Here is a 24,830-nt window from a genome sequence, read left to right as displayed (position 1 = left end):
ATGAAACAACGCATTTTCGCCGGCCTTGTCGCCGGTTTCATCTCGACTTCCCTGCTGGCCTCCCCGGGAGCGCACGGCCCCAACGGCGAGCACCTCGACGAGAAGACCGGCGCGACGGCCAGCGGCCTGGCGCGCCTGCCCGACGGCAGCGTCAACGTGCCGAAGCTGGCGCAGCGCCGCATGGGTGTGCGCACGCTGATGGTAAAGGAGGGGGAGTACGCACGCACGGTGGTGCTCAACGGCCGCGCCGCCATCGACCCGAACGCGGGCGGCCGGGTGCAGGCGCCGTTCGCGGGCCAGATCGCGCCGGGCCCGCAGGGCTTGCCGGTGGCCGGCCAGCGCGTGGTGAAAGGGCAGGTGCTGGCGCGCCTGCGCCCACTCGGGGACGCCATCGAACGCGGCAACCAGGCCGCCGAACTGGCAGGCCTGCGCGCCAACCGCGAGTTGCTGGCCAAGCGGGTCAAGCGTCTGGAATCGCTCGAAGGCGTGGTGCCCGCCAAGGAAGTCGAGGCGGCCCACGCCGAGCTGGCCGCCACCATCGGCCGCGAGCGCGCGGTGGCCAGGTCGATCGGCGGCGTGGAAAGCATCAATGCACCGGCCAGCGGCATCGTCGCCAGCGCGGCCGTGCTCAACGGCCAGATGGTGGAGCCGCGCGAGGTGCTGTTCGAGATCGTCGATCCGCAACGCATGCTGGTCGAAGCCCTGGCCACGGATGCCTCGCTGGCACGGCGGATCAGCAGCGCGACGCTGGCTGACGCGGCCGACGTCCGGCTCACCCTGCTCGGGGGAGGGCGCAGCCTGCGCGAAGGCGCGGTGCCGCTGAACTTCCGGGCGCAAGGCAAGACGCTCGACCTGGCGGTCGGGCAGCCGGTGACGGTGCTGGCGAAGCTGAATACGACAGTGAAGGGCATCGCCCTGCCGGCATCGGCGCTGGCGCGCAACCAGGCCAACGAGACCGTGGTGTGGATCAAGTCCGGGGCCCAGCGCTTCATCGCGCTGCCGGTGGAGGTCACCCAGATGGATGCCGGGACCGTGATCGTGACCAGGGGGCTCAGCCCCGACAACCGCGTGGTGGTCCAGGGCACCTCCCTGATCAACCAGATCCGGTAGGCAGCACATGTTCAATACCATAGTCAGTTTCAGCCTGCGCAACCGCCTGTTCGTGCTGGCGGCGGCGCTGCTGCTGATGGCCTACGGGGCTTACACGGCCTCGCGCACCCCGGTGGACGTGTTCCCCGACCTGAACAAGCCGGTGGTCACGGTGCTGACCGAAGCTGGCGGCATGGCGCCCGAGGAAGTCGAGCAGCTGGTGTCCTTCCCCATCGAGACCTCGCTGAACGGCATGCCGGGCGTGACGCGGGTACGCTCGGTGTCCGGCGTCGGCCTGTCCATCGTGTATGCGGAATTCGACTGGGGCACGGACGTCTACCGCAACCGCCAGCTCGTGTCCGAGCGCCTGGGACTGGTGAAGGAACAGCTGCCGGGCGATATCTCGCCGATGATGGGACCGGTGTCCTCGATCATGGGAGAGATCATGCTGATCGCGCTGCCGATCGACGTGGCCAGGACCGACCCCATGAAGGCGCGCGAATACGCCGACTTTGTCCTGCGTCCGCGCCTGCTGTCGATTCCGGGCGTGTCGCAGGTGATCCCGATCGGCGGCGAGGTGCGCCAGCTGCGCGTGCAGCCGGATACCGCGAGGATGGCGCAGTTCGGCGTCTCCCTGGAACAGGTATTGACCGCGCTGCGCGGCTTCGCGGCCAATACCAGCGGCGGCTTCATCGACCTGAACAACCGGGAGTACCTGATCCGCAACCTCGGACGCACCACGCGCCTGGAGGACATCAAGGGGCTATCGGTGGCCTACCGCAACGGCATGCCGGTGCTGCTCGAACAGGTGGCGAGCGTGGCCTATGCGCCGGCCTTTAAGCGCGGCGACGCCGGCATGAACGGCAAGCCGGCGGTGATCGTCAGCGTGCAGAAGCAGCCGGCCGGCGACACCGTGCGCCTGACGCGCGACATCGAAGGCGCACTGGCGGAACTGAAGCAGGGCCTGCCGGCCGGTATTTCGCAGCCCGTGGTGCTGTTCCGCCAGGCGAACTTCATCGAGGCCGGCGTCGGCAATGTGGTGGAGGCGCTGCGCGACGGTGCCATCCTGGTGGCGATCGTGCTGTTCGCCTTCCTGCTCAGTGCCCGTACCACCCTGATCTCGCTGGTGGCGATCCCGCTGTCGCTGGCGGTGACGGCGCTCGCTTTCCACCTGCTGGGCCAGTCGATCAACGTCATGACGCTCGGCGGGCTGGCCATCGCCATCGGCGAGCTGGTGGACGATGCCGTGGTCGACGTCGAGAACATCCTGCGAAGGCTGAAGGAGCGGGACAAGACCGGGCCGACGGTGCAGACAGTGCTGGAAACCATCTGGCACGCCTCGGTCGAGGTGCGTTCCGGGATCGTCTACGCCACGGTGATCGTGGTGCTGGTATTCATTCCGCTGTTCGCGCTGCCGGGCATCGAAGGGCGCCTGTTCGCGCCGCTGGGCATTGCCTACATTGCGTCGATCCTGGCCTCGATGCTGGTGTCGATGACGGTGACGCCGGTGCTTTCCTATTACCTGTTGCCGAAGATGAAGCGCCTGCAGCGCGGCGACAGCCCGATCGTGCGCCGCCTGAAGGCATGGGACACGGCGGCACTAGGCTGGTCGCTGCCGCGCATCCACTTTGTGCTGGGCAGTGCGGTGGTCGTGGTGCTGCTGGCCGCCGCCTCGGTGCCATTCTTCCCGCGCGCCTTCCTGCCGGCCTTCAACGAAGGCTCGCTGGTGATGGGCATGACCTTCACACCGGGCACTTCGCTGGCGGAAGCGAATCGCATGGGGGCGCTGGCCGAGACGCTGGTCGCCCAGGTGCCGGAAGTGAGCAAGGTCGGGCGCCGCACCGGCCGCGCCGAGCTGGATGAACATGCCGAGGGCGTGCACTCGTCCGAGTTCGAGATCGACCTCAAGCCCTCGGAGCGCGATCGCGAAGCGGTCATGGCCAGCATCCGCAGCCAGCTGGTCAGCATCCCGGCGGCGGTCGCGATCGGCCAGCCGATCTCGCACCGGCTGGATCACCTGCTGTCGGGCGTGCGCGCCCAGGTCGCCGTGAAGATCTACGGCGATGACATCGACACGCTGCGCGGCCTGGCCGAGGGCCTGCGCAGCCGCCTGGACGGTGTGCCGGGCCTGGTCGACCTGTCGGTGGAGCGCCAGGTGTTGATCCCGCAGGTGAAGGTGCGCGTCGACTACCGCAAGGCGGCCCAGCACGGCCTGGCGGCGGGCGAGGTGCTGCAGGCGCTGCAGTCGCTGTCCGAGGGCACGCGCGTAACCCAGGTGATCGACGGCGCGCGCCGCTATGACCTGGTGGTGCGCCTGGCGGACGCCGACCGCTCGCCGCAGGACCTGGGCCGCGTCATGCTCGGCAGCCCGGCGGGACAGGTTTCATTGTCGAGCATCGCCACGGTGGAAGAGGGCGACGGTCCGAACCAGATCGGCCGCGAGAACGGGCGCCGGCGCATCGTCGTGTATGCGAATACGGACGGCTCCAACATGTCGCACATCATCGAGGACGTGCGCCAGGCAGTGGCGCAGACCCGGCTCCCGGGGGGCTACTTCGTGAGCGTGGAAGGGCAGTTCCAGGCGCAGGAGCAGTCGCAGCGCCTGATCGCGGCCCTGGCGCTGGCCTCGCTGGTGATGATCTTCCTGGTGCTGTATTCGCGCTACCGCTCGTCGGCGCTGGCCCTGGTCATCATGGCGAATATCCCGTTCGCGCTGGTCGGCAGCGTGATCGCGATGTGGATCGCGGACGTCTCCTTGTCGGTGGCCTCGATGGTCGGCTTTATCACGCTGGCCGGGATCGCGACGCGCAACGGCATCCTCAAGATCAGCCACTACATCAATCTATGCAAGTTCGAGGGCGAGCGCTTCGGGTGGCCGATGATCGTGCGCGGTTCGATCGAGCGCCTGACGCCGGTCCTGATGACGGCACTGGTGGCGGCCTTTGCGCTCACGCCGCTGTTGCTTGCGGCAGATGCGCCGGGCAAGGAAATCCTGCATCCGGTGGCGGTCGTCATCTTCGGTGGCCTGGTCAGTTCCACCTTGCTCGATTCGCTGCTGACGCCGCTCATCTTCTGGAAGGTCGGGCGGCGTCCGCTGGAGCGGCTGCTGGCGGAGAAGGACAGCAACACGTATTGACTGATACGGTTTGTAACCAGGGCCCGGTGGCGGCGCCCATCATGAGCCGCCACATGTTTTCCGGAGCAGGAACATGAAGAAGATGTTTGTAGTGGCAGCACTCGCCGGCGTCATCGTGTCGGGCCAGGTCCTGGCGCATGGCGCCAAGCCGAAACATGGCGGCATCGTGCAAACCGCGGGCGACCTGTCCTTCGAGCTGGTGGCCAGGGAAGGCGTCACCACCATTTATGTCGACGACCACGGCAAGGACAAGGAGACTCTCGGGGCGACCGGCACCCTGACCGTGCTGAAGGGCACACTGAGGACCGAGCTGCCGCTGGAATCGGGCGGCAACAACACCCTGGTCGTGAAAGGCAAGGCCGGCCTGGAGAAGGGCAGCAAGGCGGTGGCGGCAGTGAATTTCGCGGACAAGAAGGCCGTCAGCGTGCGCTTCTCGGTAAAGTAAGTCCGGACCCGGCTCAGGGGTTCCAGCTGCACTTGCCGCGCAGGATGGCCGCGCCCCAGAAGGGCAGGGCGAACAGGCCGCCGAAGCCGTAGTTCCAGTTCTTGGTGCTGAAGGTGGACGGCTGGTGCCTGGTTGCGTTCGGGCCCAGGCAATGCGGCTTCTCCGCCTCGGAGAACTTGCGTGCGAATTCCTTGTAGGCGCCGCCGCTCAATGCCGTGCCGCTGGACGGCATGGCGCTGGCCGGCATCTCTTCCAGCACGGCGCGGACCGCTGCCTTGATGGCCTCGTCGCTCGGGCGCGTACTCGCGATGGTGCTCTGACCCGGCGCCGTGGCCTGCGTGGCAGGGCGCGCGAAAGGGTCGGGCTGCGGCAACCTGGGCGTGTCCGGCGCATCCGCACGGGCGAGGAGTACCGGGCCGGCCGCGAGCGCTACGAGGATCGTCAGGAACGTGGCTTTCATTGTCATATCGCTGAGTTGATGACCAGGGGACTGTACCTGAACGGGTTGCCATATTCTTAAGCCGGCATGAAGACCTGAATAATTATGTGGATCGGATAAACGAGAGGAGGATGGATGGGAACTGAACGGAGCTTCGTCGACTACGTGACCGAGGTGGCGGGACTCGGCAGCCGGCTGACGCACAAGAAGATGTTCGGAGAGTATGCCCTGTATCTCGACGGCAAGGTAGTCGCCTTTGCCTGCGACAACAGCCTGTACATCAAGCCGTCGAAAGCCGCGACCATACTCGCAGCGGATCTGCCGCAAGGGCCGCCGTATCCAGGCGCGAAGGACTATCCGATCGCCGACGAGCTGCTCGACGATCCGGACGCGCTGCGCCGCCTGATCGAGGAAACCGCAACCCTGATGCCGTTGCCGAAGCCGAAGAAGGCGCCAGTGCCCAAGCGCGCCGGCTGACACGCTTTCATTACCGGGTGTACTGATAAGCGCCCCGGATTCACGAGCCACAGTCATCAGCCCCTGCATTTTCCACATGCGGTGCGGCCTTTCCACGCCCCTACTATCCCGGGGCTGCACCCAAGAACGAACTGCACGCCCCGAAAATTGAAAAAGCGTTATGTTCTTGCCTTCGGTCTCGCATGCGCGTTTTCGTCAAATCGGAACAGGCGTCCAGCGCGACGCCACGCCGACCTCCGGCTGAGGGAGTCGCATGCCGGCGCTCCGCGTCGTCCTTCGCGCAAGCGCAAGCGCCAGCGTCACCGGTCCATACAAGCATTCTTCAAGAAAGGAAGAACGATGCCCGACTTCGATCCCAACCGGCGCCAGTTGCTCAAGGCGTCGACCGTCGCCGTGGGCGGCGTCGCAGTAAGCTCCCAGCTTGCGGCACCCGCCCAGGCGGCTCCCGCCGCCCAGCCGGCAACGTCCACCACGCCCACCACGATGAACGTCCGGCTGAAAGTCAACGGCATCGAGCATCAGCTGATGGTCGACCCGCGCACCACGCTGCTGGACGCCTTGCGCGACCGCCTGCACCTCACCGGCAGCAAGAAGGGCTGCGACCAGGGCCAGTGCGGCGCCTGCACGGTGCTGGTCGACGGCCGCCGCGTCACCTCCTGCCTGACCCTGGCCGTGATGCAGGAAGGCCATGAGGTCACCACCATCGAAGGCCTCGGCACCCCGACCAACCTGCATCCGCTGCAGCGCGCCTTCATCAAGCACGACGGCTACCAGTGCGGCTTCTGCACCCCGGGCCAGATCTGCTCGGCCGTGGGCATGCTGGAAGAGATGCGCGCCGGCGTGCCGAGCCACGTCACCGCCGACCTGAACGCCAGCCCGCAGCCGAGCGACATGGAATTCCGCGAGCGCATGAGTGGCAACCTGTGCCGCTGCGGCGCCTATTCGAACATCCAGGAAGCGATTGCCGAGGTGGCTGGACTCGGAGCAGGAGCCAAGCGATGAAAGCCTTTACCTACGAACGGGCGAAAACCCCGCAGGAAGCCGCCGCTACCGCCGCGCGCATCCCGAACTCGCGCTTCGTTGCCGGCGGCACCAACCTGCTGGACCTGATGAAGCTCCAGATCGAAACGCCGGCCCACCTCATCGACGTCAACGACCTGGCGCTCGACCGCATCGAGCCGCTACAAACCGGCGGCCTGCGCATCGGCGCGCTGGTGCGCAATGCCGACCTGGCCGCCGACGGGCGCGTGCGGCGCGACTACGGCGTGCTCACGCGCGCGCTGGTGGCCGGCGCCTCGGGCCAGCTGCGCAACCAGGCCACCACCGCCGGCAACCTGCTGCAGCGCACCCGCTGCCCGTATTTCTACGACACCAACGTCCCCTGCAACAAGCGCAAGCCCGGCAGCGGCTGCAGCGCCATCGGCGGCTTCACCCGCCTGCACGCCATCGTCGGCCAGAGCGAGGCCTGCATTGCGACCCATCCGAGCGACATGGCGATCGCCATGCGCGTGCTGGACGCCCAGGTCGAGACCATCGACCCGAGCGGGGCCACGCGCGTGATCCCGATCGCCGACTTCCATCGCCTGCCGGGCAATACGCCGCACATCGACCACAACCTGAAACCCGGTGAGTTGATCACCGCGGTGACGCTTCCGCCCCCTGTCGGTGGCGTGCAGAGCTACCGCAAGGTACGCGACCGCGCGTCGTATGCCTTCGCGATCGTGTCGGTGGCCACCATCATCCAGCGCGACGGCAGCGGCCGCGTGGCGCTGGGCGGCGTCGCCCACAAGCCGTGGCGCGTGGAGTCGGCCGAAGCCGCGTTCCCGCGCGGGGCGCAGGCGGTGGCGAGCGGCTTGCTCCAGGGCGCCCGCACGACCGAGGACAATGCGTTCAAGGTGCCGCTCGTCGAGCGCACCCTGGCCGCCGCCATTGCGGACGCAAAAGCGAACGCCCAAGCCTAAGCGGAAGGGATAGCCATGAAATTCAACGAACCAGCCACCAGCAACCCGATCGACCAGCTCAAGGTGGTGGGCCAGCCGATCGACCGCATCGACGGCCCGCTCAAGACCACCGGCACGGCGCCGTATGCGCTCGACCGCCACGACGTGGTGCCCAACCAGGCACACGGCTACGTGATCGGCTCGGCCATTCCCACCGGGCGCATCGTCTCGATGGACCTGGCGGCGGCCAAGGCGGCGCCGGGCGTCATCACCATCGTCACCGCCCAGAATGCCGGCAAGCTCACCAAGGGCAACTTCAACACCGCCATGCTGCTGGGCGGGCCGCGCGTCGAGCACTACCACCAGGCCGTGGCGCTGGTGGTCGCCGAGACCTTCGAGCAGGCGCGCGACGCAGCCTCCCTGGTGCGCATCAAGTACGAGCGCGACAAGGGCGATTTTGATTTGCAGGCGGTGCAGAACAAGGCCATCGCGCCGAAGTCGGAAGCGGCTGAAACCAAGATCGGCAACTTCACCGGCGCGTTTGCCTCGGCGCCCGTGAAGCTCGACGCCGAGTACCACACCGCCCACGAATCGCACATGATGATGGAGCCGCACGCCAGCGTCGCGGCCTGGGACGGCGACCGGCTCACCGTCTGGACCTCGAACCAGATGATCGCCTGGGCCAAGGGCGACCTGGCCAGGACCCTCGGCATCCCGAAGGACAAGGTGCGCGTGCTGTCGCCCTACATCGGCGGCGGCTTCGGCGCCAAGCTGTTCCTGCGCGCCGACGTGGTGCTGGCGGCGCTGGGCGCGAAAGCGGCGCGCCGGCCGGTACGCGTGCCGCTGCAGCGCGCGCTCATCCCGAACAACACGACGCACCGCTCGGCCACCGTGCAGCGCATCCGCATCGGCGCCACCCGTGAGGGCAAGATCACGGCGATCGGGCACGAAAGCTGGTCCGGCAACCTGAAGGAAGGCTCGCCGGAGAACGCGGCGACCCAGACCCGCTCGCTGTACGCGGGCGAGCACCGCATGACCTCCAACCGCGTAGCTGCGATGGACCTGCCGGAGGCGAACGCGATGCGCGCGCCGGGCGAGGCACCCGGCATGGCCGCGCTCGAGATCGCGATGGACGAGATGGCGGAAAAGCTGGGCATGGATCCGGTGCAGTTCCGCATCGTAAACGACACCCAGATGGTGCCGGACAATCCCGAGAAGCCTAGCTCCAGCGACCCGCAGTCGAAGAAGCCGGAGAAGGAAAAGCATATTGCCAACCCCCCGTTCTCGAAGCGCCAGCTCGTCCAGTGCCTGCAGACCGGAGCGCAGCGCTTCGGCTGGGAGCGCAGGGCGGCCAAGCCCGGCACGGTGCGAGATGGCCGCTGGCTGGTGGGCATGGGCGTGGCCGCGGCTTACCGCGACAGCATGCTGACCAAGTCGGCGGCGCGCGTGCGCCTCGACCGGCGCGGCATGCTGACGGTGGAAACCGACATGACCGACATCGGCACCGGCAGCTACACCATCATCGCGCAGACGGCCAGCGAGATGATGGGCGTGCCGCTGGAAAAGGTGCGGGTGCGGCTGGGCGACTCGAGTCTGCCGGCCTCGTGCGGTTCCGGCGGCCAGTGGGGCGGGCACAACTCGACGGCGGGTGTGTACGCCGCCTGCCTGAAGCTGCGCGAGGCAGTGGCGCGTTCGGCCGGTTTCGAGCCCGAGCGCAGCATCTTCGCCGGCGGCCTGGTGCGCATGGGTGAGCGCAGCCTGGCGCTGGAGCAGGCGGTCCGCGAGCGCGAACTGGTCGGCGAAGATCTGATCGAGTACGGCGACATCGACGAGCGCTTCAAGCTGGCCACTTTCGGCACGCACTTCGTCGAAGTGGGTGTCGACGCCGTGACCTGCGAAGTGCGCGTGCGCCGCATGCTGGCGGTGTGCGCGGCAGGGCGCATCCTCAACCCGAAGACGGCGCGCAGCCAGGTGATCGGCGCGATGACGATGGGCGCCGGCGCGGCGCTGATGGAGGAACTCGCCGTCGACAAGCGGCTCGGCTACTTCGTCAACCACGACCTGGCCACTTACGAGGTGCCGGTGCACGCGGACATCCCGCACCAGGAAGTGATTTTTCTGGACGAGGTCGATCCGATGTCCTCGCCGATGAAAGCCAAGGGCATCGCAGAGCTGGGCATCTGCGGCGTGGCGGCAGCCGTCGCCAATGCGGTGTACAACGCGACCGGCGTGCGGGTGCGCGAGTATCCGATCACGCTCGACAAGCTGATCACGAAGATGCCGCTGCAGGTGTGACATGGCAGGGTGGACGGCCGAGCCGTCCACCCTGCGACTTGCATCAAGGTATCGTGCGCGCTGTTGACGAAGGCGCCACGAAGGCTATACTGCCGTCCCCATGAACCCACCACGCTTCACATCGCCAGCTACCGCCGCCGCCCGGCAGGGAAGGGGCTTCACGGGGTCCGTCGAGCGTGACCGCGCCGCCGTGACACGGGCGGTGCAAACGTCGTCCGGCAAGCTCGCCCGGCTCGTTCGGGCTCGGTGAGGACAGCGCAAGCGTTCTTCCGTCCTCCCGAGCCTCCCCTCATTTCCTACACCGCCGGCCACACTCCGTGGCCGTACCGACTATTCGCCCGTCAATTGCGGGCAAGCACCAGGAGAAACAATGAAACCAAGCATCCTCGTCTCATGGCTGGACATGGACCGCCTCGACCGCATGCTGGATTACCTGCCGGCCACCCAGGCCGCCGCACGCGATGCCTTGCTCGACGAACTCGGCCGCGCTGGCTTGGCGGAACCATGGGAAATGCCGCCCGACGTCGTCACGATGAACTCGCGCGTGCGCTTCGTATTTGACGATGCCGAGGACGAAGTAGCGATGACCCTCAGCTACCCGAAGGACATGGACGGCGCTCCGGACAAGCTGTCGATCCTGACCCCGGTCGGCACCGCGCTGCTGGGCCTGAAGGTCGGCGACACGATCAGCTGGGAGCGCCCGGACGGCGCCCTGTTCGCGGTCACCGTGCGCGGCATCGAGTACCAGCCCGAGCGCGACGGACAGTACCACCGCTAGCCTGCAGCAGCATCACGAGCGCCAGTACGATCGCACAGGCGATCCAGGCCGACCACAGCGTGTGCGTGAGGAAATGGGCACCGCGCATCTGCTGCATCCACCCCAGGGCCAGTCCGGGTACCAGCGCCACGCAACAGGCGCGCCCGGCCCGGCGGCCCGGCCCCGGCAGCCACACCACCACCAGCGACACCAGCCACAACGCGCTCGAGGCGTGGCCGGCCGGCAGGCAGTGGCCGGGCAAGCAGAGCCTGCGGCCGGACGGCATCGACGATCGCCGCCGCCACGAAGCAGGCTGCCGGCAGCGTCAGCTCCGCCTTGAGTATCCCGTGGCCGAAAGTCGTGGTCAGCCAGGCCTCGCGCCAGGGGAACGCAGCGGCGCTGCGCTGGTACAGCCAGTCGGCCAGGACCAGGTAGAACAGCAGCACGACGATCGCGAAGCTGCCGGCCAGCAGCGGCAGCCGCGCCAGCGAGAAGCCGCCGATGGCGTGGATGAAACCGGACCAGAAGTTGATGTTGGCGGCGGTGGCCAGCAGCAGGGCGACGCCGAAGACGAGCAGGTTGGCGCTGATGCGCCGCGAGGGGATAGGGTGCACTTCGCTTCCATCGAACCGCGCGGCCGGAATGGCCGCGTTACCTGGGCAGGATACGAAGCGGGACGTGAGCTGCCGCTCAAGCGGCCGTCAAGACCGTGTGAACATGCGATCTACGCGGCAGGAAAGTTGGTCGCGAAGGTAATCGTGAAGCGGCTGCCACCCTCTGCGCGCGCTTCGTAGGCGAAGCCGGCGCCCAGGAAGTCGCAGATGCGCCGCGCCAGCGCGAGCCCAAGCCCGGTGCCGCCCGACCCGCTCGAGGGCGCGCCGCCGCTGCCCAGGGTGGCCACCACCGCCGGCGGCAGGCCCGGGCCGGTGTCCTCGACCACGACCCGGCCCGGCAGCAGGCGCACTACCACTTCGCCCCCGTCGGTGTACTGGCAGGCATTGCGCACCAGGTTGCCGATGGCGGCAGCGCACAGTTCGCGCGGGGCGCGCACCGCCAGCGGCGGGCCGTCGAGGAAGCGCAGGGTGACCGGCTTGCCGGCCACCAGCACGCGGTATTTTTCGACTTCTTCTTCTGCCACGGCATGCACGTCGACCGGCGGGAGGGTACCGAGGTCGGGAGCGCGCGCCAGCAGCAGGAGCACGGTGACCGATTCCGCGGCCTCGCGAGCCGCGCGGTAGATGCGTTCGGCCGGGGCGCGCACGGCGGGTGCGGCGCCTTCCTGCATCAGGATCTCGGCGGCGCCCATGATCACGGTGAGGGGGCTGCGCAGCTCGTGGCTGACGTCGCCCGTGAAGTAGCGTTCGCGGTCGAGGAAGGCGCGCAGTTCGGCGGTATGGGCCTCCAAGGCGCGCGCGAGCACGCCCAGTTCGTCCTTGCGTGCTGTGAGCGCCGGCGGGGCGCTGTCGTTGCGGACCGACTGCGCCAGCTCGCGGATTGGCGTGACCACGCGGGTACCGAGGAAGCCGCCGAGCAGCGAGGCCAGCAGCACGAAGCCGATGAACACGGCGGCGAACATCGAATACACCACCAGCTCGATCTTGTCGTAGTCGCTTTCGTGGTCGACCAGCACCCAGCTGCCGCGCACATCCTGTCCGGCCAGCACATGCAGCCGGGTGGCGCCGACGTCCACCTTGTGCACGCCCTCGGGCAGGCCGCGCAGCGGCGCGGGAATTGCTTCGTTGCGGTGGAAGCGCAGCCCGGCCGGCATGTCCACGTCCAGGCCCGCCGCATGGCGCGGCGCAGCCCAGGCCACGGCCGCTTCCAGGCGCTTGTCGACCAGTTCCACCTCGATGCCTTCCACCGCGATGGCCGCAATGATGGCAAAGAAGGCCGAGGCGCCAAGGCCGAACAGGACGAAGGCGACGACGATGCGGCGCTTCAGGGAATCAGCGGGGCGCATCGCGCTGCGGGCTTTGCCGGGGATCGCCTTGCACCAGCTTGTATCCGACGCCCGCCACCGTCTGCAGCATCGGGGTGGCGAAGGGCTTGTCGATCGCCTGGCGCAGCGCATGGATGTGGGTGCGCAGGGCGTCGCTGTCGGGGCGGTCCTCGCCCCACACGGCCTGCTCCAGGGTTTCGCGGGTGACGATGCGCGGCGCGCTGGCGAGCAGGCAGCGCAGCAGCGTGTAGCCGGTGCGGGTGAGCTGCACCGGGACGCCGGCGCGCGCGGCTTCCTGGGTGTCGGGATCGAAGCTCAATTCGCCGAAGCGCATGGTGGAATGCACCGCATGGGCGGCGGCCGAGCGGCGCACCAGCGCCTTCAGGCGCGCTTCCAGTTCCACCAGGGAGAAGGGCTTGACGAGGTAGTCGTCGGCGCCGCTGTCGAAGCCGGCCACCTTGTCGGGCAGGCTGTCGCGCGCGGTCAGCATCAGCACCGGCGTGGACTTGCCGAGCTCGGTGCGCAGCTTTTGGCACAGCTCCAGCCCGTTCAGGCCGGGCAGCATGACGTCCAACACGATCACGTCGTAATCGTTCTCGGAGGCGAGCGCCAGCCCGCCGTAGCCGTTGCGGGCGGAGTCCAGCTGGTGGCCCTTCGGTTCCAGGAAACCGTACAGGTTAGCGAGGATGTCCGGGTGGTCTTCGACGATGAGGATGCGCATCCGTTTATTTTAGTGCACCGCCGTGCTTGTTATCCATGGTGCCGATACGCGGCGAGCTGGCGCGCGCGGCGCCAGATCTCGAAGAAGCGCTCGCCGCTGATCGAGGAGCAGGAGCGCATCGACGCGACCATGCGCCGGACCAGTTCGGCGTCCTGCCGGTCGAGCGTGGCCAGCGGGTGGGCCCAGCGCGGGCGACCCGTCACCCGCCCGAAGAGCAGGCGCGGCAGGGCGACCAGCACCAGGGTCGGCATGAACAAGGGAATCAGGAAACCCCACCAGGGGCCCCAGGCCAGGCCGAGCAGCGCCGCGCTCAGGAAGGAGAGCGCCAGGGTAAGCAGGTAGAGCGGGCGTCCTTGCCGCTCCAGCCAGTCGGGCGGGTATTTCCTGGCGAGACGGCGTGCGATGCCCTCCAGCATCAGGAGCTGCTGGAAGGTGACGGCATCGGGATGGGCTTGCGCTTGCCTGCTCACGGTGGTGGCGCCTTGTTCGAAAGAGTGCATGCTTCGGGCCGGACCGGCCCTGTCCGAAGAGTAGGCTGCCGGCTGTGAAGAACGCGTAAGGATGCGCTAAAGGAACGTGTGCCCGGCCAGAAGAAACACGGCGGCATTGGCATTTGTTCACGCATGCATTATCGTTGGGACGTTTGACCGTTCCGTTACATTGCAATAAGTGTTGCATGCTTGCCGCATGCTCCTGTCATAGAAAGAGACCATGAAACGATTCCTTGCCGCCGCCTTCCTGTTCCTCAGCCTGCTCAGTGCTGCCCACGCCGAGACCGATGCCGCGCTCACCAAGCAGGTCAATGCCTTCGTCGACGAATGGCACGACGACGCGGCCAAGGCCCGCATGGCCTATTTCGACAAGATCGCCCCGGACGGCGTCTACATCGGCACCGACCGCACCGAGCTGTGGAAGCGCGACGCGTTCAAGACCTGGGCCAAGAAGTACTTCGACGCCAAATCGGCCTGGACCTTCAAGGCCACACGCCGCAATGTGTATGCGTCGAGCGACAAGTCGCTGATCTGGTTCGACGAGCTGCTCGACACCGCGAACCTCGGGCCGTGCATGGCCAGCGGCGTGATCCGCAAGACGGCCAAGGGCTTCGAGATCGTGCATTACCAGCTGTCGGTGGCGGTGCCGAACGAGGTAGTGGATCAGGTGACCAAGCTGATTGGCGAGCACGAAAAAGCAGGCAAAGGGGCCGGCAAATAAGGGGAGACCGCACGGCCGTTCCCGTGCGGTTATCATCAGCGGATGTCGCAACTGAATTCACCTTACATCGGCCGCTTCGCCCCATCGCCGACCGGTCCGCTGCACGCCGGTTCGCTGGTGGCGGCCCTGGCCAGCTACCTCGACGCCCGGGCCCACCACGGCACCTGGCTGGTGCGCATCGAAGACATCGACGAGGGCCGCAGCGTGCCCGGTGCGGCCGAAGGCATCCTGGCGCTGCTGGCGCTGCTGGGCATGCATGCCGACGGCGAAGTCGTCTGGCAGAGCCGGCGCAAGCATCTGTACCAGGCCGCTGCCGAGCGCATCGTCCAACACACCTATGCCTGCGGCTGCAACCGGCGCGAAATCGCCGATTCGCGCCTGGGCTTCGCGCCCGACGGCGCCGCCATCTATCCCGGCACCTGCCGCTACGGGCTGGCTGAGGGACGCAGCATGCGCAGCCTGCGCCTGCGCGTGCCCGAGCCGGGCCATGACGTCATCAGCTTCCACGACCGCTTCGCGGGCGAGGTGAGCCAGCGCCTGAACGCCGAATCCGGCGACTTCGTCCTGAAGCGCGCCGACGGTTTCTGGGCCTACCAGCTGGCGGTGGTGGTGGACGATGCCGAGCAGGGCGTCACCGACATCGTGCGCGGCGCCGATCTGCTCGACTCCACGCCACGCCAGATCTTCCTGCAGCGCGTGCTCGGGGTGCCGACGCCGCGCTACCTGCACGTGCCCGTGGTGCGCAACGAGAACGGCGAAAAGCTATCGAAGCAGACCGGTGCGCTTGCCGTGGCGCCGGGCGACGAGGCGGCCGCAGTCGATGCGCTGCTGCAGGCCGCGCGCTTCCTCGGCTTGCCGCACTTGTCCCTGGCGCGGCCGGCATCGCTGCACGCCTTCTGGCAGGCGGCGATACCGGCCTGGAGCCGGTTGCTGGCGTCACGCGAAGGTGCCGTGATCACTTGACCCGGCTGGGCCGCCGGCGCGCCATCAGCGCCAGTCCTGCCAGGCCGACCCCCAGCATTCCCCAGGTCGCCGGTTCCGGAATCGGCGCCGCCACGACGAAGCCGCGGATCTCGCCGTTCGGATACTGGGTCGTGTGGATGTTGAGGTAGGCCTGGTTGCCGTTCATCGCATTGACCAGCGCCGAGCTGGCCGCCGCCGGCGTCCCGCCGAACTGGGCCAGGAAGGCGGGCTCCCAGACCGCCGGGTCGCCCAGGTCGAAGGTGTGGGTATATTCGCCGGCGGTGACCATCATCGGGAAATCCACCAGCGATACCGCGGGCGGCGCCACCCCGGTAAAGGCCTCGGTCGTGCAGCAATGGATGTGGGCAACGACCGTGCCGCTGGTAAGGTCGCGGAACGGCACTTCGGCCCGCAGCAGCGAGCCGTCGACCTCGAAGGTGGCAACGCTCGAACCGGGCGACCCGTTGGGCGGCGACTCGGCCGGGCCGCTGGACACGGCGCGGTAGATGTCGGCACCCTGGGCCGCCGGTGCGAGCGCCAGCGTTGAAGCGGCGAGCGCAAGTGCGGTCAGTACTTTTTTCATGGCAGTCCTCCTGATTAGGAAAGAATCCAAACAGCACACCCGGGTGGGTGTACTGCTGAAAAAAGTAGCGCATCAATTCTGCACCGTCCACACCGTACGGGCGATAAAAGTACCGCGGGCAGAAGCGTTGAAGAAAAGGCACAGCGGCCCTTGATTACGAAGTGATCGAGGATTGCGCAGGATCGTGACCTCGCCATCGCCTTCCGGGAAGGCGCATTGTATTTCCGGGCGCGGGCGGCCGTGCTCGCGCAGGGCTTCCTCGACATCGGATTCGGACAGGCGGGAGTTGCGCACCACCTGGATTCAAGCGTGCGCGACAGGGCAGTCAGGGAGGGGGCGGGGCCGTGTTGACGGCTTCCCAGGCAGCAAGTTCACGCTCGTAGCGCGCCAGTGCTTCCTCGTAGAGATCGAAAACGCAGGGCACGCAACCGCTGCGGCAGCAGTCCTCGAGCTCGGGCTGGACCGGCGCGACAGGCCGGGGCGATGCCGTGTTCATTCCTTGCGCCCGGCCTCGCCGTTGAGGATCTGCTGGATTTCTTCTCGCTCTTGCTTGCTGACGTGGCCGCGCAGTGCGGCCAGCACCAGTTCCTTGCCGGAGCCGGAAAAGGCCTTGTGGATCAGGTCCTTGATCAGGCCGGCTTGGTGCCTGTCCTGGGGCTGGGCCGGCGCGTACACGTGTGCACGCGCGCTTTCGTCGCGGGTCAGCAGGCCCTTGGCGTGCATCATCTGCAGCAGCCGCAGCACGTTGGCATAGGCCATGTCGGGCCGCGTCTCAAGCGCCGCCTCGTGCACCTGGCGGGCAGTGGCGGGGCCGAGCCGCCACAGCAGGCGCAGCATTTCCAGTTCGGACGGGGTCGGCTTGGCGGGAACGTCGGGAGTGCTCATGGATCTAGAATAAATGATCTAGACCGCCAAGTCGAGTCATGCGGTCGGGGCCATCCTAATCGTGGAGCCGATACTCGCGCAGATCGAACACGGTCCTGCCGTTTTCCCGCATGCACACGCCGGTCATGGTCTCGCCCTGCCGCAGCACGTGCCTGATGCGGGTGCCGACGGCCTTGCCGGCGCAGGCGGCGTGGGCTTCGGCAGGTATTTCGGGCAGGGGCGGCGGCGTGGGTGGCGCGGGCGGCGCCGGGATCGCGGGCATGGATGGGGGAGGGGGCGGGGCGATACCTGCGACCCGCTCGACCGGGAGTTCTGGCGGCGCCGGCGGAGCGGGTGGTGCCGGCGGGGTGGGCGGGACCGGCGGCGGCGGGCATTTGCCCTTTACGGTCGACTCGCACTTGTAGTGGACGTGCACGCCCGCCTGGGCGCTGCCGACAAGCAGGCCCAACAGGGCGAGGGCGGCGAAGGCCTTGTTTTTCGTTTGCATGGTGGTCTCCCTTGGCTGCGGCCCGCGCCGTGCGGCGGGCCATGGGTACATCCTGCATGCCAAATGTGGAGAAATGATGGAGCGTCCGCCTGCAGGCCGCAGCGCGATGGCGCTCAGAGCCTGCTCAGCGCCCGCTCCCGCTCCTCGCGCAGTGCGGGAGGCGCCTCCTGGCCGGCAAGGGCCTGCAGTGCGAGGCGATGGGCCGTGGCCAGCGCGGCGGCCGGCTCTACCGCCACGTCCGGCTTGACCCCGACGCGCTCCCAGCCGGGGCCGGTCAAGACCTTCCATTCGGCGATGAACAAGGCGTAGCCCTGGCCCACTGAGTACTTCAGTCCGCCGTTACCCGCGCCGGCCGAGGTTTCCCCGATCACCTTGACACGACCCACGCGCGCGCCGCTGTAGGCAAGGATCTCGGCGGCCGACGCGCTGCGCCGGTCGATCAGCACATACACCGGCACCGCGGCCAGTGCCTTGCTGCCCAGCGCAGGGTCGGTCTTCACCTCGCTGCGCACGCCGGCGGCCCGGTTCTCGGAAGCATGGAGCAAGGTCGGCGGCGCATCCGGCGCATAGAAGTGGCTCATGATGTACCCGACCGTCTCGGGCGCGCCGCCGTAGTTGCCGCGCAGGTCGATGATGAGGGCATCGCTGTTGGCGAGGAAACGCATGGCCGCCTCCGCCGTCGCGCGCGACAGGTCCAGCGGAACGAAGGACGACAGGCGCAGGTAGCCGACGTTGCCATCGAGGCGCTGCACCGCCTCGAAACCGAAATTGGTACGGGCGATCGCGGCAGCGTCGCGCCCGTCGATGCGTCCGGTGCGCACGACCTGGCGTGCCTGCCCACCCGGCCCGGCCGCCGTCATGGCGCAGGGAGCGCCCGAGCCGGGCACGAATTCGGACTGCGGTTCGTAGCTCATGCGCAAGTGCAGGTCGGGCTGGATCGCCTGCATGGCCTGGGTGACCGCCCTTGCGTAGGCCTGCGGATCGGATACCTTGTCCAGCTCGGCCTTTTGCGCCAGCAGGCCATCGGCGACCCTGGCGCCGAGCGCAGCGTCCAGGTAGCGTTCCCGCAGGATCTGGGCGCTGCGATCGATGACGGCGCCCCGGTCGGCCAGCGCGGCCGGGGACGGGAGGAACAAGGCGGCGCCGGCGAGAAGACCGGCGAGCAGGCGTACGGATTGCATGTGGCACCTATTGATGGCAAAGGAAGCTGGTGAGCGCGAGCCTGTCCGGGCCCTACCTGTATTGCCGCGACGGTGCGAAAAAGTTCCAGTCAGAGATCGAACCGGTAGCCGAGCCCGTAGATGGAGTGGATCGGCTCCAGCCCGGGCGCCGCCGCCTCGATCTTGCGCCGCAGGTTCTTGACATGGCTGTCGACGGCGCGGTCGGTGGCCTCCAGGCTGTCGGCGCGGGCGGCGTCCAACAGCTGGGTGCGCGAGAACACCCGGCCCGGACGGCGCGCCAGCGTTGCCAGGATCGCGAATTCGCTCGGGGTCAGGTCGAGCGGCTGGCCGTGGATCGTGATGCGGCGCGCCGCCTCGTCGATCGCCAGCAGGCGTGGAGGCTGGGCGGTACCCGCGCGGCGCAGGATGGCCTTGATGCGGGCCATGAGTTCGCGCGGACTGAAGGGCTTGCACAGGTAGTCGTCGGCGCCGGCTTCCAGGCCGAGCAGGCGGTCGATTTCCTCGACCCGCGCGGTCACCATGATCACCGGCAGCTCGTTGCCCGGTTCGTCGCTCTCGCGCAGCGCGCGGCACAGCGACAGGCCGTCGAGCCCGGGCAGCATCAGGTCCAGCACGACCAGCGCAGGCGGAGCGGTGCGGATCGCGGCCAGCGCCTCGCGGCTGTCGCCGAATACCTGCGGCGCATAACCGGCGGCGCGCGCGTAGTCGGCAACCAGCGCGGCCAGCTCCGGTTCGTCTTCCACGATCATGATGGCCTGGCTCATGCGGCGTCTCCCGACAGCGGCAGCGACAGCGTCACGCGCAGGCCTCCGAAAGGCGAGTGGGCAAAAGCGAGCTTGCCGCCCTGCGCCTCGAGCAGGCGCCGGCACAGGGCCAGGCCGAGTCCGGCGCCGCCGTGGGCGCGGCTGCGCGAGGCGTCCACGCGGTAAAAGCGCTCGGCCAGGCGGGGCAGGGCCTCATTCGGGACGCCCGGCGCGCTGTCGTCGATGACGAGGTGCAGGTGGGCACCGTCGGCATGCGCATGCAGCGCGATGTGTCCACCCGGTGCCGTATAGCGCAGGCTGTTCTCGAACAGGTTGTCGAGTACCTGGCGCAGGCGGTCGGGGTCGGCCAGCACCCGGGTGCGGGCGGGTGCTGCGCCCGGTTCGAAGGCCAGCCCGGCCGCCTGCAGGCGTGCGGCAAAACCCCGCGCGTGGGAGGTGGCCAGGTACCACAGGTCGAACGGTACCGGCTTGCAGTCGAGCGCGCCCACGTCGGCACGCGCCAGCGCATACAGCTCGTCGATCAGCTTGTTCAGGGCCAGCACCTGGCGCAGCATGGCCTCGACGGTCTCGGGGGTGGCGCTGCGCACGCCGTCCTGCAGGGCTTCGAGCTGGGCGCGCAGTACGGCGAGTGGGGTGCGCAGCTCGTGCGAGGTATCGGCCACCCATTGGCGGCGTGCCCCTTCCGCGCTCTCCAGCTGCTGGGCCAGGGCGTTGAAGTGGCGCGCCAGGTCGCCCAGTTCGTCACTGCGCGAGGCCGGCAGGCGCACTTCGTAGCGGCCGCCGGCCAGGGCGCCGGCGCCTGCGGCGAGCTGTCGGATCGGCTGGCGGAAGTGGCGCGCCAGCAGCACGGCGGCGAGCGCGCTCAGGCTGACTGCCGCGGCCACGATCAGCCACAGGCTGCTGCGCAGCTGCTGCAGGAAGGCGAGCGCCATCGCGTCGCTGGGCTGGTGGCTGGGCGCCACTCCCAGGTAGCCGACCGTGCGCCCGTCGACCTCGATGGCGCGCCGGGCCAGCGGGAGCGAGCCGGGCCTGCGGCCGGCCAGGTAGCCGCCGTTCGCATCGAGCAGGGTCACGCGTTGGTGCAGGTCGTAGGTGACGCCGCCGGCGGGTGGGACGTCCAGGCGCGGTGCAGGCAGGGGCATCGTGGGTGGCGCGGGTGGAGCGGGCGGAGCCGGTGGCGCCGGCGGGACGGGACTGTCCACGGGAGCAGCCGGAGCCGGGGCGCTGGTGCGTGCCAGCCGGGCAGGCGGCAGGGGCGCCGCCGGCACCTCCGGCGCGGGCGGCACGGTCATCGCGCGGCGCTCGCGTTCCTCCTGCAGGCGCACCAGCTCCTGCGCAATCCAGCCGCGCCGTTCGTCGCCGGGGGGCAGGAATTGCCAGCCGCCCTGTGCCCGGTAGCGCGCTGCGAGCGCGCCCGACAGTTCGTCCAGGCGGTCGAGTTCGATGCCGACGGCGTAGTCGCCGAAACTGGCCAGCACGTTCTGGCGCAGCAGGTGGACGGCGCTGGCCGCCACTGCGAGGATGGCGAGCAGGACCGATAGAAAAAGGCGATGGCCGATGGAAAATTTCACAATGTCTAGTCAGCGTAAGACTACATGAGAGAGATGTTTTATTCTCAAAGGAAGAAGCGAACGTTCATCCTATTCTAGTCGTGGCAAAACTACAAAATCAATTTCTCCCAGTCTGACAGAGTAGACGCCCGGAGCTGGCAAGGCCTCCTCCTACAAGATTGTTGCCACTTTTGGGTGGTCTGCCGGGCTCGCCATGATTAGGATGGGCCTGTCTCAGCCACTTTCGGCTGATGCTTTCAACGATGAACAGGAGGCAACTATGGCATCGAATAAACAAGGCGGCAACAAAGGCAAGCAGGGTGGCAACCAGCAGAGCGGCGATACCAGCAACCGTGGTTTCGCATCGATGGATCCGCAGCGCCAGCGCGAGATCGCCAGCGAAGGCGGCCGTGCGGCGCACGCATCGGGCAATGCCCACGAGTTCACCTCGGAAGAGGCACGCCGTGCCGGCTCGATGAGCCATGGCGGCGGTGGCGGCCAGCAGAGCGGCGGCCAGGGCGGCAACCAGCAAAGCGGCGGCCGTGGCGGCAACCAGGCCAGCGGCGGCGTGCAGGGCGGTTCGCCCGAGCAGCATGCCAAAGCCGGCTCGCAGAGCCGCAAGAACGACAAGTAAGCGGTAGGGCGGGCGGTTTTTCCCGCCCACGCGGTGATGGTTGGCGGCAAGATCATCCGGCACGATAGCGGAGCCACTACCTGTCACCGCGTGGGCGGGAGACCCGCCCACCCTACTTAATAAACATCGCGCCGGTAGCGTCCCTCGGCCGTGAGCGCGTCGAGCATCTCCGCGCCCAGCACCTCCGTCAGCGCCTCGTGCACGCCGCCTGCCATTCCCTGCAGGCTACCGCACACATAGATCGCCGCACCCCCTTCGACCCAGCTGCAGAGCAGCGAGGCGTGTTCGCGTACCAGATGCTGTACGTAGCGCGGCGTCGACTGGTCGCGCGAGAAGGCGAGGTCGAGCCGGGCCAGGCCGTCTGACGCGAGCCATCCCTGCAGCTCGTCGCGGCACAGGAAGTCGTGGGCGGCATTGCGTTCGCCGAACAGCAGCCAGTTGTCGCCTTTGCCCGCATCGATGCGGGCCTTGACCAGCGCCCGCAAGCCCGCCAGCCCGCTGCCGTTGCCGATCGCGATCAGGGCACGCCCCGCATTGCCGTTCAGGCGGAAGCGCCCGTGAGCGCGGATGCGCAGGCGGATCACGTCGTCCAGGGCCGCGGTTTCGCACAGCCAGCCGGATGCCGCGCCCGGGCTCCCGTCCTCGCGCCGCTGCAGGCGCACCAGCAGTTCCAGCCGGCCTTCGGAAGGCAGGGAAGCGATCGAATATTCGCGCGGATGGTCAGGGTCGGCGGGCGCGCTGACCTGCGCCAGGTCGCCGGCTTCCCATGGCGGCAGCGCAGCCTCCACGGGGACCAGCGCGACGCGGTAGAGCGGTGCGCCGGCGCTGCCCGGATTGGCGAGCACGCGCTGGACGATGCGCCAATCGCCGTAGCTTGGCGCTTCCCAGTCCGGTGCGTCGCTGGTGCCGGCCAGGCGGCCGATGTGATGCTGCCATTCGGCCAACGCGGATGCATTGCCGCGGTCGACGTCGATGCGCCCGAACAGCGGCGTGGCGCCGTGCGCCGCCAGCCAGCCGTCCAGCGCACGGCCGAAGCCGCAGTAATTCGTGTAGCTGCTGTCGCCCAGCGCCAGCACGGCGTAATGCAGGTGCGAGAGGTCGGCTGCCGTTCCCATGGTCGCCCCGGCGAAACGGGCGGCGGTGTCGGGTGCGTCGCCTTCGCCATAGGTGCTGGCGATGAACAGGATGCGGCCGGCACGCGACAGGGTATCCGCATCGAGCTCGGACATGCAGACGGCGCGTGCCGACAGGCCGCCCAGCCTCAAGGTGGCGGCAGTCTGCCCGGCCAGGTATTCGGCGCTGCCGGTCTGGCTGGCATGGATCACCAGCCAGTCGGCCTCGCCCGTGCCGGCCTTTTGACGTGCCGCGGCGCGGGCGCGCCAGAGCGCGAAGCACATCGCCAGGTAGCCGCCGGACAGGGCAAGGGCACTGCCCCAGCGCGCGGGCTCGGTTGTCAACAGCGTCGGCATCATCATTGCAACAATTCGCGCCAGGCGGAAGAGGTGTGTTCGGCCAGGCCGTCTCCGTGGCGGACGAGGTAGCGTCCCGCAATGCCGCGCGCATCGGCAAAGGCCAGGCCAGCCTCGACGCCCATCACGGTCAGTGCGGTGGACAGCGCATCGGCCACCATGCAGGTGCCGGCCACGACCGTGCAGGAAGCGATGCCGTTGGCGATCGGATAGCCGGTGCGCGGGTCGAGCGTATGCGAGATGCGGCGCCGACCCGCGCTGCGCTGCGCATCAATGAAAAAACTGCGGTAGTCGCCCGAGGTGGCAACGGCCAGCCCGTGCAGGGCGACCACGGCCTGCGGACCGGCGGCGTCGGGGACGCCTTCGATCTCGACCCACCACGGCTCGCCGCCCGGCTTCATGCCGGCGCCGCGCAGTTCGCCGCCGACCTCGACCAGGTAGTGGCGCACGCCATGGCGTTCGAGGCAGAGCCCCAGGCGGTCCACGCCATAGCCCTTGGCGATCGAGGAGAAATCGAGGGTGGCGCCGCCCGGCTGCAGCAGGCGGCGGCCGGCGTGGTCGAGCTGTGGGGTGGCCCTGGCGCGCCACGCCAGGGTACTGGCGATTTCGTTGTCAGTAGGCGCCTGGAAGCCGGCACTGTCGTGGCGTCCGGTCGGGCCGAAGCCCCACAGCCTGGCCAGCGCACCGGCGGCCGGGTCGTAGGCGCCGGCCGTGTCCTCGAGCACCCGCAGCGCGAAGTCGGCCACCTCGAAGAACTGCGGCGGCAGCGCATGCCAGCTCCCGCCCGGTGCGCGGTTATAGCGCGAGAGCAGGGAGGCTTCTTCCCAGTGGCTCATCTGCGCGACGATCTCGTCCAGCTCGCGCTGCAGGGCCGCCTCGAGGTCTGCATCGACCCCGGGCGGGACCAGCATCTGTGCCGACCAGGTGGTGCCCATCGAACGGCCTGCCGCCTTGCGCAGCAGGCTGCCGGCGGGAGGAAGTGCCGTATCGATCTCGAACGGAACGAGAACGCTGCGCATCAATGCCGTGCCGTCCCTTACTGCGGCAGCACTTCGAAGGTGGCGGCGTAGGTATAGCGCTTGGCGCCCGCCTGCTGCGCGGCGCCGCGCTCGCCGTGCGGCACGCTGGCGCTGAGGTAGTACATGTTCGGCGTGGCCACGGTGAAGCTGGCTTCGCCCTTGGCGTCGGTGGTCAGGCGCTGTTCGCCCGAGGAGCCGCGGTACTTGGCGGTGCCCGGTACCACGCTGAACGGCATGCCGGCCGCCGGCTTGCCGTCGAGCTGGAAGCGCACGCGGATCGGCTCGCCGACGCGCAGGTCGGACGGGTGGGTGACCGGGACCATCTCCAGGCCGACGCCGCTCGGCTTGAGGGCGGTCTCGTTCATCTTGTTGGCCGAGACAAAGGTTTCCAGGCGCGTGTGCACGTTGGTGCTCTGCACCTCGGTGGCGCCCGCCGGGACCTGCACTTGCGGGCTGCCCTGCGGGCCGCGGAAGCGCTTGGTTTCGCCACCCAGCTTGTAGCTGCCCATCACGTTGTTGTTGACGATCGCCAGGCGGTAGGTGCCGTCCTTCGGCAGGCGCAGGTCGAGCGTGCTGCGGTACTTGCCCAGCACCGCGCCTTCGGCCTTGGCGGTCACGCCATCCGGATCGGTGATCATCAGGTTGTCCAGGCGCAGCGGGGCGTGGTTGAACTCGAACAGCTGGTTCGAGATCCCCGCGTCGAGCGTGACCCAGGCTTCCTTGGCGTCGACCATGGTGCTGTTCGGGAGTAGCCAGGCGTCGTGCGCCTGGGCGGTCAGCGACATGCCGGCGAGAATCAGTCCCAGTGCGGCGGCTTTGGTGAAGCGAAGTTGTTGCATGGTCTA

Annotated in this window: 27 protein-coding genes; 11 read left to right on the top strand and 16 right to left on the bottom strand. The window is 68.4% G+C overall.

Going from position 1 to position 24,830, the window contains the following annotated elements; all coding sequences use genetic code 11:
• The 3 genes from MA09_RS13740 to MA09_RS13730 all read left to right on the top strand — a co-directional run bounded on the left by MA09_RS13740 (position 1) and on the right by MA09_RS13730 (position 4,670).
• Positions 1 to 1,110: an efflux RND transporter periplasmic adaptor subunit gene (locus tag MA09_RS13740; RefSeq protein ID WP_036249370.1), complete on the top strand. Its 1,110-nt coding sequence runs from the start codon at positions 1 to 3 to the stop codon at positions 1,108 to 1,110.
• 7 nt (positions 1,111 to 1,117) lie between these two features.
• A complete protein-coding gene (locus tag MA09_RS13735) occupies positions 1,118 to 4,225 on the top strand; it encodes an efflux RND transporter permease subunit (RefSeq protein ID WP_036249367.1) in 3,108 nt (1,035 codons plus the stop codon).
• A gap of 73 nt (positions 4,226 to 4,298) precedes the next feature.
• The gene (locus MA09_RS13730) at positions 4,299 to 4,670 is read left to right on the top strand and encodes a hypothetical protein (RefSeq protein WP_036249364.1); all 372 of its coding nucleotides are present in this window, start codon (positions 4,299 to 4,301) and stop codon (positions 4,668 to 4,670) included.
• Between the two features lie 13 nt (positions 4,671 to 4,683).
• Here the strand turns inward: MA09_RS13730 and MA09_RS13725 are convergent, their stop codons facing one another.
• Positions 4,684 to 5,130, bottom strand: coding sequence for a hypothetical protein (locus tag MA09_RS13725; protein ID WP_036249362.1), 447 nt, complete (start codon positions 5,128 to 5,130; stop codon positions 4,684 to 4,686).
• A 114-nt stretch (positions 5,131 to 5,244) separates the two neighbouring features.
• On the opposite strand from MA09_RS13725, the gene MA09_RS13720 reads away from it, so the two are divergent.
• The 5 genes from MA09_RS13720 (at position 5,245) to rnk (ending at position 10,599) form a co-directional block, all read left to right on the top strand.
• A complete protein-coding gene (locus MA09_RS13720) occupies positions 5,245 to 5,586 on the top strand; it encodes a TfoX/Sxy family protein (RefSeq protein WP_036249360.1) in 342 nt (113 codons plus the stop codon).
• Between the two features lie 339 nt (positions 5,587 to 5,925).
• Complete coding sequence (gene paoA / locus MA09_RS13715; protein ID WP_036249357.1) at positions 5,926 to 6,588, top strand: aldehyde dehydrogenase iron-sulfur subunit PaoA; 663 nt, start codon at positions 5,926 to 5,928, stop codon at positions 6,586 to 6,588.
• Positions 6,585 to 7,547 (top strand): xanthine dehydrogenase family protein subunit M, encoded by a 963-nt coding sequence (locus tag MA09_RS13710; protein ID WP_036249354.1) that lies wholly within the window; start codon positions 6,585 to 6,587, stop codon positions 7,545 to 7,547. The genes paoA and MA09_RS13710 overlap by 4 nt, the downstream gene beginning before the upstream one ends.
• A gap of 15 nt (positions 7,548 to 7,562) precedes the next feature.
• The gene (gene paoC / locus MA09_RS13705) at positions 7,563 to 9,821 is read left to right on the top strand and encodes an aldehyde oxidoreductase molybdenum-binding subunit PaoC (RefSeq protein ID WP_036249352.1); all 2,259 of its coding nucleotides are present in this window, start codon (positions 7,563 to 7,565) and stop codon (positions 9,819 to 9,821) included.
• Between the two features lie 370 nt (positions 9,822 to 10,191).
• The gene (rnk, locus tag MA09_RS13700; RefSeq protein ID WP_036249350.1) at positions 10,192 to 10,599 is read left to right on the top strand and encodes a nucleoside diphosphate kinase regulator; all 408 of its coding nucleotides are present in this window, start codon (positions 10,192 to 10,194) and stop codon (positions 10,597 to 10,599) included.
• Here rnk and MA09_RS25595 read toward each other — a convergent pair.
• The 4 genes from MA09_RS25595 to MA09_RS13680 form a co-directional block, all read right to left on the bottom strand.
• Complete coding sequence (locus tag MA09_RS25595; protein WP_373887845.1) at positions 10,544 to 10,864, bottom strand: phosphatase PAP2 family protein; 321 nt, start codon at positions 10,862 to 10,864, stop codon at positions 10,544 to 10,546. The two genes, rnk and MA09_RS25595, sit on opposite strands and share 56 nt — an antisense overlap.
• A 438-nt stretch (positions 10,865 to 11,302) precedes the next feature.
• Complete coding sequence (locus tag MA09_RS13690; RefSeq protein WP_036249345.1) at positions 11,303 to 12,538, bottom strand: sensor histidine kinase; 1,236 nt, start codon at positions 12,536 to 12,538, stop codon at positions 11,303 to 11,305.
• Entirely contained in the window at positions 12,525 to 13,238 is a 714-nt protein-coding gene (locus MA09_RS13685) for a response regulator transcription factor (RefSeq protein ID WP_036249341.1), read from the bottom strand. The genes MA09_RS13690 and MA09_RS13685 overlap by 14 nt, the downstream gene beginning before the upstream one ends.
• Before the next feature lie 29 nt (positions 13,239 to 13,267).
• Positions 13,268 to 13,738, bottom strand: a complete 471-nt coding sequence (locus tag MA09_RS13680) for a hypothetical protein (protein ID WP_036249339.1) — start codon at positions 13,736 to 13,738, stop codon at positions 13,268 to 13,270.
• A 211-nt stretch (positions 13,739 to 13,949) separates the two neighbouring features.
• Here MA09_RS13680 and MA09_RS13675 point away from each other — a divergent pair, with 211 nt between their 5' ends.
• Both MA09_RS13675 and gluQRS read left to right on the top strand, forming a co-directional pair.
• A complete protein-coding gene (locus MA09_RS13675; protein ID WP_036249337.1) occupies positions 13,950 to 14,450 on the top strand; it encodes a nuclear transport factor 2 family protein in 501 nt (166 codons plus the stop codon).
• Positions 14,451 to 14,492: 42 nt separating this feature from the next.
• On the top strand, positions 14,493 to 15,413 hold the full coding sequence (gene gluQRS / locus MA09_RS13670; protein ID WP_036249335.1) for a tRNA glutamyl-Q(34) synthetase GluQRS: 921 nt from the start codon (positions 14,493 to 14,495) through the stop codon (positions 15,411 to 15,413).
• On the opposite strand, the gene MA09_RS13665 is transcribed toward gluQRS, so the two are convergent.
• The 8 genes from MA09_RS13665 to MA09_RS13640 all read right to left on the bottom strand — a co-directional run bounded on the left by MA09_RS13665 (position 15,406) and on the right by MA09_RS13640 (position 20,884).
• The gene (locus MA09_RS13665; RefSeq protein ID WP_036249332.1) at positions 15,406 to 15,996 is read right to left on the bottom strand and encodes a CHRD domain-containing protein; all 591 of its coding nucleotides are present in this window, start codon (positions 15,994 to 15,996) and stop codon (positions 15,406 to 15,408) included. The genes gluQRS and MA09_RS13665 overlap by 8 nt on opposite strands.
• A 72-nt stretch (positions 15,997 to 16,068) precedes the next feature.
• On the bottom strand, positions 16,069 to 16,293 hold the full coding sequence (locus tag MA09_RS24610; RefSeq protein WP_152594653.1) for a hypothetical protein: 225 nt from the start codon (positions 16,291 to 16,293) through the stop codon (positions 16,069 to 16,071).
• A gap of 28 nt (positions 16,294 to 16,321) precedes the next feature.
• Positions 16,322 to 16,492 carry an oxidoreductase-like domain-containing protein gene (locus MA09_RS24145; protein ID WP_081897586.1) on the bottom strand — a complete coding sequence of 57 codons (171 nt, stop codon included), beginning with the start codon at positions 16,490 to 16,492 and terminating at the stop codon, positions 16,322 to 16,324.
• Positions 16,489 to 16,881, bottom strand: coding sequence for a BlaI/MecI/CopY family transcriptional regulator (locus tag MA09_RS13660; RefSeq protein WP_036249330.1), 393 nt, complete (start codon positions 16,879 to 16,881; stop codon positions 16,489 to 16,491). The genes MA09_RS24145 and MA09_RS13660 overlap by 4 nt, the downstream gene beginning before the upstream one ends.
• Before the next feature lie 55 nt (positions 16,882 to 16,936).
• Positions 16,937 to 17,368 carry a hypothetical protein gene (locus MA09_RS25050; protein WP_036249327.1) on the bottom strand — a complete coding sequence of 144 codons (432 nt, stop codon included), beginning with the start codon at positions 17,366 to 17,368 and terminating at the stop codon, positions 16,937 to 16,939.
• Positions 17,369 to 17,481: 113 nt separating this feature from the next.
• Positions 17,482 to 18,549, bottom strand: a complete 1,068-nt coding sequence (locus MA09_RS13650) for a S41 family peptidase (protein WP_036249324.1) — start codon at positions 18,547 to 18,549, stop codon at positions 17,482 to 17,484.
• Positions 18,550 to 18,638: 89 nt separating this feature from the next.
• On the bottom strand, positions 18,639 to 19,313 hold the full coding sequence (locus MA09_RS13645) for a response regulator (RefSeq protein ID WP_036249321.1): 675 nt from the start codon (positions 19,311 to 19,313) through the stop codon (positions 18,639 to 18,641).
• Positions 19,310 to 20,884: an ATP-binding protein gene (locus tag MA09_RS13640; protein ID WP_051933426.1), complete on the bottom strand. Its 1,575-nt coding sequence runs from the start codon at positions 20,882 to 20,884 to the stop codon at positions 19,310 to 19,312. The genes MA09_RS13645 and MA09_RS13640 overlap by 4 nt, the downstream gene beginning before the upstream one ends.
• Positions 20,885 to 21,143: 259 nt before the next feature.
• On the opposite strand from MA09_RS13640, the gene MA09_RS13635 reads away from it, so the two are divergent.
• On the top strand, positions 21,144 to 21,497 hold the full coding sequence (locus tag MA09_RS13635; RefSeq protein ID WP_036249319.1) for a KGG domain-containing protein: 354 nt from the start codon (positions 21,144 to 21,146) through the stop codon (positions 21,495 to 21,497).
• Positions 21,498 to 21,613: 116 nt separating this feature from the next.
• Here MA09_RS13635 and MA09_RS13630 read toward each other — a convergent pair whose 3' ends face one another.
• The 3 genes from MA09_RS13630 to MA09_RS13620 are packed head-to-tail and all read right to left on the bottom strand — an operon-like array spanning position 21,614 to position 24,824.
• A complete protein-coding gene (locus MA09_RS13630) occupies positions 21,614 to 22,966 on the bottom strand; it encodes a sulfite reductase subunit alpha (RefSeq protein ID WP_036249317.1) in 1,353 nt (450 codons plus the stop codon).
• Positions 22,967 to 22,968: 2 nt separating this feature from the next.
• Positions 22,969 to 23,985, bottom strand: a complete 1,017-nt coding sequence (locus MA09_RS13625; protein WP_036249315.1) for an FAD:protein FMN transferase — start codon at positions 23,983 to 23,985, stop codon at positions 22,969 to 22,971.
• A 17-nt stretch (positions 23,986 to 24,002) separates the two neighbouring features.
• Positions 24,003 to 24,824, bottom strand: a complete 822-nt coding sequence (locus MA09_RS13620; protein ID WP_036249313.1) for a DUF4198 domain-containing protein — start codon at positions 24,822 to 24,824, stop codon at positions 24,003 to 24,005.
• Positions 24,825 to 24,830 lie beyond the last annotated feature (6 nt).

It is taken from the genome of Massilia sp. BSC265 (assembly GCF_000740675.1).
Lineage (GTDB): Bacteria > Pseudomonadota > Gammaproteobacteria > Burkholderiales > Burkholderiaceae_D > Telluria.
The sequence above is the reverse complement of the archived record's forward strand: the minus strand, read 5'-3'. Positions and strand labels throughout refer to the sequence as shown.

Excerpts from the sequence above, each read along its gene's own strand:
- MA09_RS13690 (WP_036249345.1), bottom strand. The coding sequence starts at position 12,538 with ATGCGCCCCGCTGATTCCCTGAAGCGCCGCATCGTCGTCGCCTTCGTC.
- MA09_RS13675 (WP_036249337.1), top strand. The coding sequence starts at position 13,950 with ATGAAACGATTCCTTGCCGCCGCCTTCCTGTTCCTCAGCCTGCTCAGT.
- MA09_RS13720 (WP_036249360.1), top strand. The coding sequence starts at position 5,245 with ATGGGAACTGAACGGAGCTTCGTCGACTACGTGACCGAGGTGGCGGGA.
- MA09_RS13620 (WP_036249313.1), bottom strand. The coding sequence starts at position 24,824 with ATGCAACAACTTCGCTTCACCAAAGCCGCCGCACTGGGACTGATTCTC.
- paoA (WP_036249357.1), top strand. The coding sequence starts at position 5,926 with ATGCCCGACTTCGATCCCAACCGGCGCCAGTTGCTCAAGGCGTCGACC.
- MA09_RS13740 (WP_036249370.1), top strand. The coding sequence starts at position 1 with ATGAAACAACGCATTTTCGCCGGCCTTGTCGCCGGTTTCATCTCGACT.
- MA09_RS13730 (WP_036249364.1), top strand. The coding sequence starts at position 4,299 with ATGAAGAAGATGTTTGTAGTGGCAGCACTCGCCGGCGTCATCGTGTCG.
- MA09_RS13660 (WP_036249330.1), bottom strand. The coding sequence starts at position 16,881 with ATGAGCACTCCCGACGTTCCCGCCAAGCCGACCCCGTCCGAACTGGAA.
- paoC (WP_036249352.1), top strand. The coding sequence starts at position 7,563 with ATGAAATTCAACGAACCAGCCACCAGCAACCCGATCGACCAGCTCAAG.
- MA09_RS24145 (WP_081897586.1), bottom strand. The coding sequence starts at position 16,492 with ATGAACACGGCATCGCCCCGGCCTGTCGCGCCGGTCCAGCCCGAGCTC.
- gluQRS (WP_036249335.1), top strand. The coding sequence starts at position 14,493 with ATGTCGCAACTGAATTCACCTTACATCGGCCGCTTCGCCCCATCGCCG.
- MA09_RS13710 (WP_036249354.1), top strand. The coding sequence starts at position 6,585 with ATGAAAGCCTTTACCTACGAACGGGCGAAAACCCCGCAGGAAGCCGCC.
- MA09_RS13625 (WP_036249315.1), bottom strand. The coding sequence starts at position 23,985 with ATGCGCAGCGTTCTCGTTCCGTTCGAGATCGATACGGCACTTCCTCCC.
- MA09_RS13650 (WP_036249324.1), bottom strand. The coding sequence starts at position 18,549 with ATGCAATCCGTACGCCTGCTCGCCGGTCTTCTCGCCGGCGCCGCCTTG.
- rnk (WP_036249350.1), top strand. The coding sequence starts at position 10,192 with ATGAAACCAAGCATCCTCGTCTCATGGCTGGACATGGACCGCCTCGAC.
- MA09_RS13665 (WP_036249332.1), bottom strand. The coding sequence starts at position 15,996 with ATGAAAAAAGTACTGACCGCACTTGCGCTCGCCGCTTCAACGCTGGCG.
- MA09_RS13735 (WP_036249367.1), top strand. The coding sequence starts at position 1,118 with ATGTTCAATACCATAGTCAGTTTCAGCCTGCGCAACCGCCTGTTCGTG.
- MA09_RS25050 (WP_036249327.1), bottom strand. The coding sequence starts at position 17,368 with ATGCAAACGAAAAACAAGGCCTTCGCCGCCCTCGCCCTGTTGGGCCTG.
- MA09_RS13645 (WP_036249321.1), bottom strand. The coding sequence starts at position 19,313 with ATGAGCCAGGCCATCATGATCGTGGAAGACGAACCGGAGCTGGCCGCG.
- MA09_RS25595 (WP_373887845.1), bottom strand. The coding sequence starts at position 10,864 with ATGCCGTCCGGCCGCAGGCTCTGCTTGCCCGGCCACTGCCTGCCGGCC.
- MA09_RS13630 (WP_036249317.1), bottom strand. The coding sequence starts at position 22,966 with ATGCCGACGCTGTTGACAACCGAGCCCGCGCGCTGGGGCAGTGCCCTT.
- MA09_RS13725 (WP_036249362.1), bottom strand. The coding sequence starts at position 5,130 with ATGAAAGCCACGTTCCTGACGATCCTCGTAGCGCTCGCGGCCGGCCCG.
- MA09_RS13680 (WP_036249339.1), bottom strand. The coding sequence starts at position 13,738 with ATGCACTCTTTCGAACAAGGCGCCACCACCGTGAGCAGGCAAGCGCAA.
- MA09_RS13635 (WP_036249319.1), top strand. The coding sequence starts at position 21,144 with ATGGCATCGAATAAACAAGGCGGCAACAAAGGCAAGCAGGGTGGCAAC.
- MA09_RS13685 (WP_036249341.1), bottom strand. The coding sequence starts at position 13,238 with ATGCGCATCCTCATCGTCGAAGACCACCCGGACATCCTCGCTAACCTG.